Raw genomic sequence first — 15121 nt, forward strand, 5'->3', positions numbered from 1 at the left:
CCGGAGGTGTAGCCTCCTTTGTAAATGGCATGAAAGACAAAGCCCTAAGCAAATACCTAAAACCTGAATCAGCCCTGGTTCTGGGTTTGCTATGTCTGGTTGTAGGGATGCCCCTATCAAAATTTCTCTTATCCATAAGTCCAGGAATTATCGGTGCCGCTGCTTTATGGCAGCTCATTCAACAAAAAGGAAAAAACAACCTCAGCGGACAGCCCTACGCCTGGCTTCTGGCTAGTCTGTTTTTCATTCTACTTTTATCAGGCCTTTATACAGAAAACCTGGATGTTTGGATCAAGGACCTAAAAGAAAAGGTCATATTAGGAGGTTTACCCTTAGCCATTGCTATTCTTCCCGCTTTGTCGAGAAAGCAATACTTGCTGGTTTATTATTGCTTTATCCTGGCGGTCAGTCTTACCGCTCTCCTGAGTCTCTATTTCTATATCCTTGATTACGAAACGATCACCCAATCAATCGAGAAAAACAAGACGGTGGACATCGTTGGGAGAATGCACCATTCCTATTTCGGTTTATTGCAAGCCTTTAGCATCATATTGGCCGTAGATTTGGGGAGGAGGAAAGAACAGATTTTCGCTAAGGTAGAAGTAAAGCTGCTATTCCTTTTCGCAGCTATAAATTTCCTCACAATTCATCTTTTTGCCAGTCGTACAGGACTCGCCTGTTTATACGCAGGGACATTCGCCTATCTCATTTTCAAGCTCTTTACCTCTTCCAATAAAAAGCTGGCGGTTTTGATATTGTTGGGGATGCTGACACTACCAGTACTTAGCTACTATACAGTACCCTCTTTCAAAAATCGAGTGGATGTAAGTCGTTGGGATCTTCAGCAATACTTCATTGAAGATCGGGATCTGAGTGAAAAGTCTTTTTCTCAAAGGCTCCTGGTTTGGAAATCAAGCTGGAACATTTTTCAATCTTCCCCTATCATCGGAATTGGGCTTGCGGATGTGGAAGATGAACTTAAAAGGCGAGCTGAGGAGGATCAAAACCGAATAAATCAGGAATTTCTACTGAAATCTCCTCATAATCAGTATTTAGAATACCTCGCAGCATACGGATTGGTTGGATTTTTGCTATTATTGTGTAACTGCATCTTTCCCCTCCTGTATATCAGGCCGGGGATTGCTGTTTTTTATGCATTCATCAGTATGTGGATGACAGCAATGATGTTCGAATCGATACTTGAGCGAGTAGTAGGAATAAGTTTCGTATGTACCTTCCTGATTACTCTTCCATTATTTTATCAGACAAACAAAAGCTAAACTCATTAAGCTCACGACCACAAAATTTGCCTAACCTTTAAGGTTGAAAAATTATGTTACACAAAACGGCAATCCTAATCTTTACTTTTATCCTTGCATGTGCCTATGCACAAACCCCTGAAACCTACACAGTCAAAAGAGGAGACAATCTCTTCCGCATTTCCCAAAAGTATGGAATGAGTGTGGAAGAATTGAAAAGACGTAACAATCTCCGTGGCAGCAATATTGTAGTTGGACAGAAATTGAACGTAAGTTCCACGATCGACAACCCAAGAATCAGTAGCAGAGGACTTGATGCTGGAGAAGATATTTCTGAAGGCCCACGTACGTATTACAGGGTCCGCAGAGGAGATGATATTTATTCCATTGCTTCTGAATTTGGCGTTTTGGTAGATGAAATTCGCGAATGGAACAGCATCTCGCAGGTGAGAACCGGACAAACCATTATCGTTGGCAAAAATGATGTGGCTCGAGTCCCCGCATTTGGTATGGCTCCCAAGGAAGATCGATATGAGGACTCAGATTCCTACCGAAGAAGAGGGCCATCTACTACCTTGGTTAGAAAAAATAGCCAGGACAGAAATGATAGCTACCGTACAAATCGCAATGATAGCTACAGGAGAAGCAATGAGAGCAATAGCAGTAGCAGTCGTAGCAGAATAAGCGATTATCGCGAAAGAGATGCCCGCGAGAATAATAGCCGTCGATCTAGTAGGGATACCTATGAGAAGAACTATGATGATAGAACAAACGACTATCGCAGGTATGATGACAATGATAGGAATTCAAGTAGTCGCCAAAGTTCATCTTCTTATGATGACCGCTACGAGGATGATCGTTATGAAAGCAGCAACGCAAGATTTAGTGAAGACAGAAACAAGAGATATAATGATGAGCGCTATGAGGATGATTATGACAACAGTCGGATGCCACGCGCAGCGGACATCAAATATGGAAGCAGAGTAGCAGCCATTTATGAACCTTATGAAGAGGTATCCAGCGGAAGAAGAGTAGCCAAAGACTTTGAAGAAGAAAAGACATCCTCTTATACTGAATCCTACAATAAAAGAAATCGGAATAAAGGAAGAATCACCGGTGATTTCACTGAACTTAAGTCAAATAAAGCTGGTAGAAACCGCTTTTATGCATTTCATGATTCTTTACCTCTTGGCACGAGAATTAAAATGGAAATCCCTAATAATTCTGGCTTCATCGAAGTAGAAGTGATCGACCGTCTTCCAACTTACGAACGCGTCATGATCGGACTTTCTCCTGCTTGTGTAGCTGTGCTGGAAGGTGCAGGATCAACTTTGGATGAAGTAACGATCATTGCAGAATAAATTATAAACCAGAGAAAATTCAGGAAGCGGGAAATTCGCCTAGCTTCCTGTTTTTTTACCCATTGATCTGCAGATGATTGGAATAGTTTCGCTGAATCTTTAGATTTAAACCTTTGCGAAAACTCTGACTCCTTAAGCGGGACTTCCCTAACAGAAAAAATGGTAGTATTTATAGAAACGGCTACTGGTAAGGCGATTGAAGCTTACAAATCCGCAGTCCGCGGCCGATTCTACCATAATTCCCATTTGGTACTCGTACTCCTTATTTACGAAATCCTTTTCTTTTTCTCTTCCGAAGGCCAGGTGGTCAAATACAATGGGATTGATGCCTGGTTTAAACTGGCTCAAAGTCATTTGCCAGGAGGGACCCTCCTGATTTCTCTGACTCTGATCGGATATTTAGGCTATTATGTATATCACGACTGGTTTGGACTCTGGACAAGCAAGGAGTACAAAAAAGCCCGTGATGATGCCAAGAATAAAAAGAAGAAACTTTCAGAATTCAGGAAAAAGCCCTTAAAGAATGGAATCATCAACTGGTACTATTGGTTTTTCATCATTCTGGAAGGATTTGTATATGGCTCCTTTATTCGGATGCTTCTTCCCTATTTCAACTATGCCCTCGTTTCTGTAGTTGATCCCCAGGTTCTGATTCCTGCTCAACTGGATGCTGTTAGATCTCTTAAATCTTTCCACACCAATGTATTTCAGGACCTTTCTCTGACTTTTGGAGGTGGTTTTTATGATGAATGGATTTTCAGAGGTCTTTTACTGGCCTTCCTCTTCCGGGTATTTAACAAGGAATTGGGTAGCTGGTCAATGGGAGATTTGAAGAAAGCGGAGGTTGGTAAATTCGTTAAAATTCCCAAAGGCAGTATTGGGAAATTCGATAACTATATCATGGATATGCAGGGCTTCAAAAGACGAAAGAAGTCTTTTGCAGAACGTTTCCCCGTCGTTCTTATCGCCGCGATTATCTACTCCTTGTCCCATTTTACTTATTATTATGGGGATGAATTCACCATTTACAATGCATTTTATCGAGTTTTCTTCGCGATAATTATGTATTTTGTATTTGCTAACCGAAGATTACCTGTGGCCGTGTGGACGCATGTTTTCTACAATTTTTGGTACTTCCTCTTCCTCTAGGATTTCCTATATTTGTAGCTGTTTTGTTTAAGGATGTGTATACACATCCCCATTTTGTGTTCGTAATAAAAAACCATTCTATATACGTATGATCTATAACAATATCATCGAAACAATCGGAAATACTCCTCTTGTCAGGCTCAATTCAGTTACAGAAAATATCAAAGCTACAGTTCTGGTAAAGGTGGAATATTTCAATCCCGGTCACAGTATCAAAGACCGGATTGCAATACAGATGATAGAAGATGCCGAAAGAGATGGCAAAATAAAACCCGGAGGAACGATTATCGAAAGTACTTCCGGTAATACCGGAATGGGCCTCGCTCTGGCAGCTATTGTGAAAGGATACAGATGTATTTTCACCATGGCTGATAAACAATCTCAGGAAAAAATCGATATTCTGAGAGCTGTGGGAGCCGAAGTAGTGGTATGCCCTACCAATGTTGAACCAGAAGATCCCAGATCTTATTATTCAGTTGCTGGACGTTTGGACAAAGAGATCCCAAACTCTATTTGGATGAATCAATACGACAATCCAAGCAACAGAAAAGCACATATCCTGAGTACTGGACCCGAGATTTGGGAGCAAACAGAAGGCAAAATCACACATTTTGCTGCGGGAATGGGGACTTGCGGAACGATCAGTGGGATTTCAGAATACCTTAAAGGCAAGAATCCGGATATCAAAACCATTGGCCTGGATACCTATGGTTCTATATTTAAAAAACTGCACGAAACGGGAGAAATAGATCCCAAAGAAATCTATCCCTATTTGACAGAGGGCATAGGAGAAGATATTCTCCCGGAGAACTGCAATATGGAGCTCGTTGATTCGATCATCAAGGTAAGTGATAAAGATGCTGCTCTCATGACACGAAAACTGGCAAAAATGGAAGGCCTATTTGTAGGTTGGTCCTGTGGTTCGGCTGTTTTTGGAGCCCTGGAGTATGCCAAAACGCTCAAAAAAGACGACATGATGGTCATCATCCTACCGGATCATGGAACTCGCTATTTGGGCAAAGTATACAGCGATACCTGGATGTCTACCCATGATTTCATTGATGAAGGAAATATGTTGACAGCTGGGCAAATCCTGCAGGACAAAAGTAATGGACATGGACTTGTTACCTTGGGCTCAGAGAAGACGCTTGCAGATGCCGTAAATATCATGCGTGAGCAAAACATTTCTCAGATTCCGGTGATGAAAGATACCGAGATCATCGGAAGCCTCAACGAGAATCGGGTTTTGAATACCATCCTGGATGATCCCAGTCTCAAAAATGCCCCGGTTACCAAAGCCATGAGTGATCCGCTTCCTTTTGTGCTTTCTTCCACCCGTGTGGATGTAATCTCCAAACTTATCCATAAGGATAATCCTGCAGTGATCGTAAAAAGTCCTGAGGGTGAGCTAGATATACTCACAAAGTTTGACCTGATCAATGTACTTGCAAAATAAACGTATTTGAGTTTTAGTGTGTTGGCGTGTTAGGGTTCAACTTAGATTTGACTCCAACACACCAGCACGCCAATACGTTTTTAAAAAATTCCCAAAAAGAATTTGAAATAAGCTTGGTAAATAGATAATCCTGACCTAATATTGCGGTGGGTAAGGCTGTACGACCAGATCCTTTTGAACTCCGCCAGGGCCGAAAGGCAGCAACGGTAGAAAGTTGATCGGTGCGATATAGTTCTTACCCTTTTTCTTTTTTTAACAGTTGGGTTCAAATCTGAACTCTGAATTGCCCCTCCTTCTTAATTCTCCTTACATTTTTCCAGATATCCATGAAATGCTTCTACTCTACTGAGGTAGCTTTTATGTTGATGGGCTAAAGCCTGATCTATCTCAGTAGACAAATTAGCCATATAAGTAAGCAAAGAAGATTTATCCTGATAGTGTAGCTTATCAAATTCAATGCTTGCTGCTAATGATTCCGCCTGACCGATTCGATGTATATTGGTTTGCAATTCAACATCTCGCGCCTTCATTCGGAGAACCAAATACTCTTTCAAAATTTCCAGAAGCAAGTGCAAGCCAATCAAGTTATCCTTCCGCATAAATTTCTTAACACATTCAAACATCAAGAACCATATGCGATGAATCTCATTAGAGTTTTCTTCAATTGGATGGAAGCCAAAGCTTGTTTTTTCTTTTTTTTTATGGGCTAATTCTTCTCCATACAGAAGCAGGAAGGAATCTAATTCACGAAACTCCCTTTTCATCCAGGAGTCATAGCTCAGGATACTTAGGTCTAGCCGCTCTATACCCTCATCAAGCTGCAAAATCAACCTATAGGTCAGACTTTCATCTGAAATATGTTCCTCTTTAGCCAGAATCTGCCCTAATTGTGGAAGCAGTTGATCCCAGGCTGTTTTCAGCAGAAATTCACCCCTTTCCAAAACAATCACCAGATCTGTATCCGACCAAAAATCCAGGCTCTTCCCATCGACTTTGGAGCCTGTAAGGAAAATAGCCTTAGTCTTAGCTTCTTTATTTTTACTGAGGATGGATATATACGTATCCAGAAGTTGATCCATGGGTAAATACAGTTAGTCCCTTAGGTTTTACCAACAACTCAACCCACATTCTGAACTCTCTTACCAGCGAATCAAGGTAGATCCCCAGGTAAATCCACTCCCAAAGGCTGCCAGACACAGAAGATCTCCTTCTTTCAGCTTGCCTTGTTCCCAGGCTTCGGTCAGCGCAATAGGAATGGAAGCAGCTGTGGTATTGCCATAACGCATGATATTGTTGTAGACCTTTTCTTCGGGTAGTCCAAGGCTTTTTCTTACGGCTTCAGCAATACGCAGGTTGGCCTGGTGTGGAATAAAGAGATCAATATCTTCCAATCCCAGATTTGTAGCATCTAAAGCTTCATTTACTACTTCCGGAAACTTGGTTACTGCCAGTTTAAAGACAAAGCGACCTTCCATAACCGTATAGATATCTCCATTCTCAATCATTTCATTGCTGATGAAAGGAGCTTTTCGAGTAGTAGGTGCCAATACTGCCAATTTCTCAGCATAGGTCCCATCAGCATGTAGCTTAGTGGTCAGGACCCCTTGTCCTTCTTTTTCTGTTGGTTGAATGACGGCAGCACCTGCTCCATCTCCAAAGAGAACTGTAACATGTCTACCTTCATCCGAATAATCAAAGAGAGGAGATTGAATCTCTGATCCTACCAGCAAAATATTTTTATAGGTTCCCGACTTGATGAATTGATCCGCAATAGAAATCCCATAGATAAAACCGGAACATTGATTTCGGATATCAAGGGCAGGGATTTCCAGATGGGAAATTCCCAATTCCCGCTGAAGCAAAACACCACTACCCGGAAAGTAATAATCCGGACTCAAGGTTGCGAAGATGATGAAATCTATATCCTCTGGAGTAATTCCGGCTCTTTCAATAGCCATACGGGCGGCATTTGCTCCCATATTGGCAACCGTATCTTTTCCTTCTGTAAAATACCTCCTCTCAACAATCCCTGAGCGCTCCTGCACCCACTCATCATTGGTATTTACAATTTTGGATAACTCATGATTATCAACAACATTTTCCGGAACATAAAATCCCAGACCGGCTATTTTGGCGTTTGGCATAGTATTGTACTTCTTTTATGATCTTTCAAATGTAAAGGGATGAAAGCTAAATCGGAAATGGATAGCTCAATTAAGAAATGAAAATCTTTGGGGGAAAACCGGCAATTTGTCGTAATTTCCCTTCTACCTAATTCCTATTTATGGAGAAAACTACTACTAGCCTGAAAGAGCCGCAGTTTAGTAAAGACTATCAAAACTACGTTCTCGCCCTACTTACCCTGGTTTATACCTTCAATTTTTTTGACCGACAAATCGTAACCATCCTCCAGGAACCCATCAAAGCGGACCTGGGACTTTTTGACTGGCAATTGGGATTACTTAGCGGACTCTCCTTCGCTTTGTTCTATACTTTTTTAGGAATTCCCATTGCACGCTATGCGGACAAAGCCAATAGAAGAAATATTGTCGCCATTTCCCTTACGCTTTGGAGTGGAATGACCGCACTTACCGGGTACACCCAGAATTTTATCCAGATACTCCTGGCAAGAATGGGTGTAGGGATAGGAGAAGCAGGTGGTAGTCCTCCGGCTCACTCCATGATCTCGGATTACTTCCCTCCCAAAAGAAGAGCTACTGCACTTTCCATCTATTCGATGGGCGTCTATTTTGGATTGATGATCGCCTTTGGTATGGGAGGTTGGTTGGCCAGTACATATGGCTGGAGACAGGCTTTTTTGATCGTAGGTATTCCCGGGATTATTCTGGCCATTCTGATGAGACTTACCGTAAAAGAACCTATCAGAGGATTTTATGATGATGCTGCCAGCAAAAAGGTGGAAACCCCTCCTTTCTTTGAAAGCATCAAATTCCTTTTTAGCAAAAAGACCTTTACTTATTTAGCATTTGCCACTGGACTTCATGCCTTCGTAGGATATGCCAATACTTCATGGATGCCTTCTTTGATGCTCAGAATACATGGAGGTCTGGAATGGATCCCTCCTTTTGCATCTGAAGCTGTCACCATCAACCTTACCGTAGTTGGGCTTATGTTTGCCTTCTCCGTTGGAGTGGGCGGAGGATTGGGAACTTTTCTAGGAGGTTTCCTTTCGGACAGACTTTCTAAAAGAGATAATCGATGGTATTGCTGGATTTCAGCCCTCAGTATCCTGATTTCTATTCCTTTTGGATATGCAGTGATTTTCACAGGAAACATGACCCTTCTGGTTCTCATGTTTTTCATTTCCAATGTATTATTTGGTATGTATCTGGGGCCCTCAATTGCGGTTTCTCATAGCCTGGTCCCCCCTCACTTCCGCGCCATGGCAAGTGCCGTTTTATTTTTCGTCCTGAACCTTATCGGAATCGGCATGGGCCCATTGGTTACAGGTATATTCAGTGATTTACTTGCCCCTACATTTGGAGATGAGTCAGTCCGATATGCCCTGGCAATCTCTGTAGTTGCAGACCTCGCCGCCATGTGGTTATTTTACAAGGCTGCAGGGAACTTAAATACGGACCTTGAAAGTATAGAAAGTCCAACACTAGAAAATAAAATTGATGACATCGGAAATAACTGATGCACTTTTTTTAAATCGTTGTAAAGAACTGGCAGAAATGTCCGACTCCCGGGTTTATCCCAATCCGAGAGTTGGATCTGTCATTGTCCATGAAGGAAAGATCATTGGAGAAGGTTTCCATCGGATGCCCGGAAGCGCTCATGCGGAAGTGGCAGCCGTGGCTTCGGTAAAAGATAAATCTCTGCTTCCATCCTCCACCATCTACGTCAACCTCGAACCCTGCAATCATTTTGGAAAAACCCCTCCCTGTACTCATCTCATTTTAGAACATAAGATACCGGAGGTGGTGATCGGTAGTCTGGATCCAAATCCTCAAGTCGCTGGTTCAGGGGTGCAGAGATTGAAAGAGCATGGACTAAAAGTGAGAGTAGCTGAAGATCCTGGCGAATTTCATGACCTCAATAAAGTCTTCTTCACCAATCAGCTAAAGAAGCGAGCCTTTATCCTACTTAAGTGGGCAGAATCATCTGATAATTTTATTGCGACTTTTAATGAGGAAGGGAAAGCGATTCCCACTCCCATTAGTGGTTCACAAAGTTTGCGCCTAGCACATAAACTCAGGGCCAAACATCATGCGATCATGATCGCCAAAAACACAGCTCTGATCGATAATCCTCGCCTGAATACCCGACTCTATCCCGGAAGAACTCCTATTCGGATCATCCTGGATCGAAACATGGAGCTTCCCAGAAGTCTTGGGATTTTTCAGGATGGATTGGAGACCCTTATTCTGAATGAAAAAGAAAACACCTCCGAAGGGGCCGTACGCTGGATAAAAACCGATAAGCTTGGAGACCTGAATAAACTTTCTGGTGAACTACTGGAAAGATTAGGCATTTGTAGTGTTTTAGTTGAAGGAGGAAGTAATCTTCTCCAGCAATATATCGACCAGGCGGCTTATGATGAGATTTGGCGAGTTGAAGCCGAAAAGACCTTACTGCAAGGCATATCCGGTCCCAAAATACCTGCACAGATAAATTTTGAACAAGGAAGACTTGATCGAAAGGATCAGTTATTCTATTATAGAGCCTATCAGGACATCTTTAGCCCAATAGCTCCAAACACATGAAAAAACTACTGCTATCCCTCAGTCTCTGCTTATTCCTCTTCCCAACACTTCAAGCCCAGGAAAGTGATCCGGCTTTATTGACCCTGGACCGCATTTTCCTTAATGGCGAATTCATCCAAAGCGGTATTGGACAAATCCAATGGTACAAAGGAGGAGAAGCCTACACACAAGTAGTGGCTTCAACCGAAATAAGAGGCGCGCAGGATATCATCAAATACAATACCCAAAGCGGTGATTCAGAAACCTGGATTTCAGCCAAAGACCTCATTCCCTCCGGGAGCGACCGTCCTTTGCAAATAGCCGCATATAAAGGACTGGCCAATGAGTCTCAGGTGATGATCTTCACCAACACCCGTAGAGTATGGCGAACCAATACCCGGGGAGATTACTGGGTATTTAATAGAGAAAGTAAAGAACTCCGGAAGCTGGGAGGAGACTTGCCCGGCTCTTCGCTCATGTTCAGCAAATTTGCCCCGGATGGGAAAAGTGTGGCTTATGTAAGTGGCAATAACCTTTACCTCGAATCCTGGGAAAATAAAGAAGTCCAAGCCCTTACGGAAGATGGTTCGCGTAACATTATCAATGGGACTTTCGATTGGGTATATGAGGAAGAGTTTTTCTGCCAGGATGGATTTAGATGGAGCCCTGATTCGCGTAAAATAGCTTATTGGCAATTGGATGCAGCTGGAACGGGCATTTTCTATATGATCAACAATACCGATTCTGTTTACTCCAGACCGATTCCTATAGAATATCCGAAAGTAGGAGATAAACCCTCTGGAGCACGTATAGGCATTCTGGATGTTCAAACGAAAAAGACACTTTGGCTAAATATACCCGGAGCAGAACGGGACAATTACTTACCCAGGCTTCAATGGATTGGGGATAAAGTTCTGGTTCAACAGCTAAACCGCAAACAAAATCACCTCAAACTATGGATTTGTGATGCCGAAAGTGGGGAGGCGAAACTGGTATATGAAGAAAAGGACAAAGCATGGGTAGATATTTTCCATATGGATGCCAGCAGCCCCAGAGGCATGAGGGATTATCAGGTAGTAGATGAGGGAAAAGCCGTTTTACGGCTTGCAGATAAAGATAGCTGGAGACATCTCTATAAAATAGCTTTAGATGGCTCTGGAGCAAAGGACATGAGCCCTGCCGCTTATGATTTGGCAAGAACCTATGATCTTTCGAGCGATGCATCTGCGATTTACACCATCGCATCTCCTGACAATCCCACCCAAAGGTATTTATACCAACTATCTCTGAAAGGAAAAGCTAAAAGCAAAAGACTGACCCCCGAGGAGTATTCCGGTATTAACCAATATAATATTTCCCCTAATGGAGCATACGCCATCCATACCCACTCCAATGCCAATACTCCCAATAGCTACCGCTTGATCAGCCTTCCTGACCATAAAAGTGTTCGCAGCTTACAGGACAATTCGGCATATAAAGAAAAATTGGCGGGCCTGGATCTTCCGACCTATGAATTCTTTACGGTAGAGACTGAAGATGGAGTGGTCATGGAAGGGAAAATGATGAAACCCAGCGTCTTTAATCCCCAAAAGAAATATCCCGTACTTTTCAATCTGTATGGAGAACCTGCCGGGCAAACGGCAGTGGACAGATGGGATGGCAATCTCTGGCATGCAATGCTGGCTCAACAAGGCTATATCGTCCTGACCCTAGACAATAGAGGCACTCCCAGTCTGAAAGGACGGGAATGGAGAAAAAGTATATACAGAAAGATCGGAATTCTAAATTCACATGATCAGGCAATGGCTGCCAAAAAGATAGCAGAATGGCCCTTCGTCGATAAAGATCGCATGGCCGTATGGGGCTGGAGCGGAGGAGGCACCATGACCCTCAATCTACTTTTTCGTTATCCCGGACTCTTTAGTACCGGCATGTCGGTAGCTCCGGTTGCCAATCAGCTCCTTTATGACAATATCTACCAGGAACGCTATATGGGACTGCCTCAGGAAAACATGGAAGATTTTGTTGAAGGCTCTCCTCTGACATATGCAAAAAATCTTGAAGATAATCTTTTGCTTGTTCATGGAACCGGTGATGACAATGTGCACTACCAGAATAGCGAGGTGCTAATCAATGAATTGATCAAGCACAATAAGCAATTTCAGGTTATGCCTTACCCCAATCGCTCACATGGCATTTACGAGGGCCCAAATACCCGTAGGCATTTATATACCTTATTGACCCAATACCTGCTTAGAAATTGTCCTCCAAATGCAGAAGAGGATCGATAATTTTTATAATAAGAGGCAAGTAAGTGGATAATTCCCTTCATTTGCCCTCCACTACATAAATTTCTACGTTATAGCTTTGAAGCAACATTTTCCCTTGTATCACTCGTTTCCCTAAAAGAAACAGGAAGCACAACAAAAAGAAATGCGCCGAAAACTACTATCAGTACTGCTAGTTATACTACTCAGTCCGCTACTCAGCCTGGCCCAACAATCAGGCTCACAACTACTGGATATGCCTATATCTGCCAGCTTTGCAAACCAAAGCCTGATGGATATTTTCACTGAATTGGAAAAGGAATACGAAGTCCGCTTTTTCTACAAAGAAGAATGGATTCCTCGTCAAGGCATTTCCATGATTATCAATAATCAAAGCCTTCGTCAGGTATTGAGACAATTGCTGGAAGCCAGAGGACTGGCTTTTTCTCAGTATGGAGAAAAAGCAGTGATCATTGGCAGGAGAACTGACCTTCAAATCCTGGAGGAATTTTCCTATGAGCAATACCTGGATGATATCGATGGCAAAAAGAAGAAAGCGATCACTTCTGGTTTTGTGGAAATTCTGGGAGATTCTACCATACGCCCTTTGCCACAAACGGCCAGCATAGAAGGGGTGATATATGATGAGGAAACCGAAACTGTTTTAGCCGGAGCCCAAATTGCTTTTCCCCAATTGGAGATAGGGGCTATTTCTGATGAAAAGGGAGAATTTTCTATGGACATGCCTACCGGTAAATACGTAGCAGAAATTGAGGCTCCTGGTCATGAAAAACTCATTATAGATGTATGGGTGTATTCGGATGGAGAATGGGAAATCCCGCTTTACTATACCGCATACCAATTGACAGAAGTACTCCTTGAAGCAGAATCTGTGGGGCAAAGCAAAGACAGCCCGGAAGCCGGAAAAGTAAATATATCGATCGTAGATATTCGTAAGCGACCCGCTTTATTAGGAGAAGTTGATATAGTAAATACGGTCTTGCTCTTGCCGGGCGTAAGTTCTGTTGGAGAAGCATCTACGGGTTTCAATGTAAGAGGAGGGAATGTAGACCAAAACCTCCTGATGCTTGGAGGAAATCCCATTTTTAACTCCTCTCACTTATTTGGACTCTTCTCTGTCTTCAATCCCGATATCGTACAGAGCGCCACTTTGTATAAGGGCCATATTCCCGCACAATTTGGCGGTCGGATTTCTTCGGTGCTGGATGTAAAGGTGATGGAAGGAAGCTACCGGAAATTGAGAGGTCGGGGAAATGTTGGATTACTTTCCAGTAAACTCATGGTCAATGGCCCGATCAAGAAGGGAGAAAGCTCTTTTGTGCTGGGAGTACGGGGAGCCTATCCGGATTTATTTACGGGATATGTAGAGCAAATTCCGGATGTATTTCAAAGTAGTACTTACTACTGGGATGTTTCGGGCAAGGCTACACAGAAATTCGGAGAAAATGGCAAACTTTCCCTTTTTGCTTATGGAAGTAAAGATGCTTTTTCATTTGCCGAAGGATTTGGATTTAGTTGGGACAATTTTGTATCCAGCCTGACCTGGAACCAGATATATAGTAGCCAGCTATCTTCAGAGGTTTCCGCTAAAACCAGCCACTACCTCAGTCGCTTTAGCAATGAAAATGGAAAAGATGGTTCGATCAATAGTACCGGGATTGACAACCATAGCTTCAAGGCCAATCTCCAATACGTACCCAACTACAGCCACAACTTCAATTTCGGGATGGAAATGAATTTCTATGACATCCTGGATAATAAACAGGAACCTTTAGGGCCAAACTCCATTTTGGAAGCCAATTCTTTCCCCAAAGATCAGGGCCTTGAATTCGCCCTCTATGCAAATGACAATTTTGACCTCAATGACTTTGTTCGTTTTTCCGCGGGTTTAAGATTTAGCCGATATACCGCTTATGGGCCTTATGATGTAAATGTATATGCGGAAGGAAAAGATCGCACCATAGGCAATCGAACCGGGACGATCAGTTATGGCAAGGGAGAAGGCATACGCAGTTTCAATAATCTGGAGCCTCGTATTTCTCTTAGGGTCAGATTTGATGAGACGGCTTCTATTAAAGCCAGCTATAATCGGGTCAATCAGTATTTACACCTGGTTTCCAATACAGCCTCTGCCACACCTATAGATATTTGGCAAACCAGCAATACCCATATACCTGCCCAAAGAGGGGATAATTATTCTCTGGGATTCTTCAAGGATTTCGGGGCAAAGGAGTGGGAAACCTCTCTGGAATTCTTTTATCGTGATATGAGCGGTTTGGTTGTAACCAAGAATTTCGGCCAACTCCTCGGCAATCCCAATATTGAAACAGAAGTACTCAATGCCACCGGCTATGCATACGGAGGAGAATTTAGCATAAATAGAAGTTTCGGAGACCTGGATCTGGAATTTTCCTTCACCTATGCACGTACCCTCAGACGCACCGAAGACAATCCAGAAGGAATCGGAATCAACGATAATACATATTTCCCTGCGGATTTTGATTCACCGATCAATATCAACCTGAATGCAAAGTGGCAACAAAGAAGTACACGTACCTTTGGGCTGAACTTCCTCTTCAGGACCGGACGTCCGGTGAGTGTTCCGGCTGGAGTAATCCCTGTTTTCCCGGGCATATTGCTTCCGGATTTCACAGAAAGAAACAGCTTCCGTATCCCGGATTATCATAGATTGGATCTCTCTTATACCTTTGACGATGGATTGATCAATAAAAGTAAAGTCAAAAGTGATCTGACTTTTTCAGTCTATAATATTTATTCGCGAAGAAATCCCTTCTCTGTTTTTTTCCGAGAGCAAAACAACCGACTCCGAACCTTCACCCTTTCTGTCCTGGGTACCGCGATTCCTTTTGTTAGTTATAATGTGAGATTCTAATTCAGC

At 42.8% G+C, this 15121-nt stretch carries 10 protein-coding genes and 1 other RNA gene; 9 read left to right on the plus strand and 2 right to left on the minus strand.

Translation table 11 applies throughout. The features are described 5' to 3' along the window. Positions 1–29: 29 nt before the first annotated feature. The 5 genes from R8P61_17070 to ffs all read left to right on the plus strand — a co-directional run bounded on the left by R8P61_17070 (position 30) and on the right by ffs (position 5470). Positions 30–1280: an O-antigen ligase family protein gene (locus R8P61_17070; GenBank protein ID MDW3648783.1), complete on the plus strand. Its 1251-nt coding sequence runs from the start codon at positions 30–32 to the stop codon at positions 1278–1280. A 53-nt stretch (positions 1281–1333) separates the two neighbouring features. Beyond that, a complete protein-coding gene (locus R8P61_17075) occupies positions 1334–2620 on the plus strand; it encodes a LysM peptidoglycan-binding domain-containing protein (protein ID MDW3648784.1) in 1287 nt (428 codons plus the stop codon). A 159-nt stretch (positions 2621–2779) separates the two neighbouring features. After that, on the plus strand, positions 2780–3769 hold the full coding sequence (locus R8P61_17080; protein ID MDW3648785.1) for a CPBP family glutamic-type intramembrane protease: 990 nt from the start codon (positions 2780–2782) through the stop codon (positions 3767–3769). 88 nt (positions 3770–3857) lie between these two features. Next, entirely contained in the window at positions 3858–5225 is a 1368-nt protein-coding gene (locus R8P61_17085; GenBank protein ID MDW3648786.1) for a pyridoxal-phosphate dependent enzyme, read from the plus strand. 147 nt (positions 5226–5372) lie between these two features. After that, positions 5373–5470, plus strand: an RNA gene (gene ffs / locus R8P61_17090) — signal recognition particle sRNA small type. A gap of 51 nt (positions 5471–5521) precedes the next feature. Here the strand turns inward: ffs and R8P61_17095 are convergent. Both R8P61_17095 and R8P61_17100 read right to left on the minus strand, forming a co-directional pair. Beyond that, a complete protein-coding gene (locus R8P61_17095) occupies positions 5522–6304 on the minus strand; it encodes a hypothetical protein (protein ID MDW3648787.1) in 783 nt (260 codons plus the stop codon). A gap of 60 nt (positions 6305–6364) precedes the next feature. Then, a complete protein-coding gene (locus tag R8P61_17100) occupies positions 6365–7369 on the minus strand; it encodes a beta-ketoacyl-ACP synthase III (GenBank protein ID MDW3648788.1) in 1005 nt (334 codons plus the stop codon). A 140-nt stretch (positions 7370–7509) separates the two neighbouring features. On the opposite strand from R8P61_17100, the gene R8P61_17105 reads away from it, so the two are divergent. The 4 genes from R8P61_17105 to R8P61_17120 all read left to right on the plus strand — a co-directional run bounded on the left by R8P61_17105 (position 7510) and on the right by R8P61_17120 (position 15115). Then, complete coding sequence (locus R8P61_17105) at positions 7510–8886, plus strand: MFS transporter (GenBank protein ID MDW3648789.1); 1377 nt, start codon at positions 7510–7512, stop codon at positions 8884–8886. Continuing rightward, positions 8867–9955, plus strand: coding sequence for a bifunctional diaminohydroxyphosphoribosylaminopyrimidine deaminase/5-amino-6-(5-phosphoribosylamino)uracil reductase RibD (ribD, locus tag R8P61_17110; GenBank protein ID MDW3648790.1), 1089 nt, complete (start codon positions 8867–8869; stop codon positions 9953–9955). The genes R8P61_17105 and ribD overlap by 20 nt, the downstream gene beginning before the upstream one ends. Continuing rightward, complete coding sequence (locus R8P61_17115; GenBank protein ID MDW3648791.1) at positions 9952–12225, plus strand: DPP IV N-terminal domain-containing protein; 2274 nt, start codon at positions 9952–9954, stop codon at positions 12223–12225. The genes ribD and R8P61_17115 overlap by 4 nt, the downstream gene beginning before the upstream one ends. Positions 12226–12367: 142 nt before the next feature. After that, a complete protein-coding gene (locus R8P61_17120; GenBank protein ID MDW3648792.1) occupies positions 12368–15115 on the plus strand; it encodes a TonB-dependent receptor in 2748 nt (915 codons plus the stop codon). Positions 15116–15121 lie beyond the last annotated feature (6 nt).

The organism is Bacteroidia bacterium (assembly GCA_033391075.1).
Classification (GTDB): domain Bacteria; phylum Bacteroidota; class Bacteroidia; order J057; family J057; genus JAWPMV01.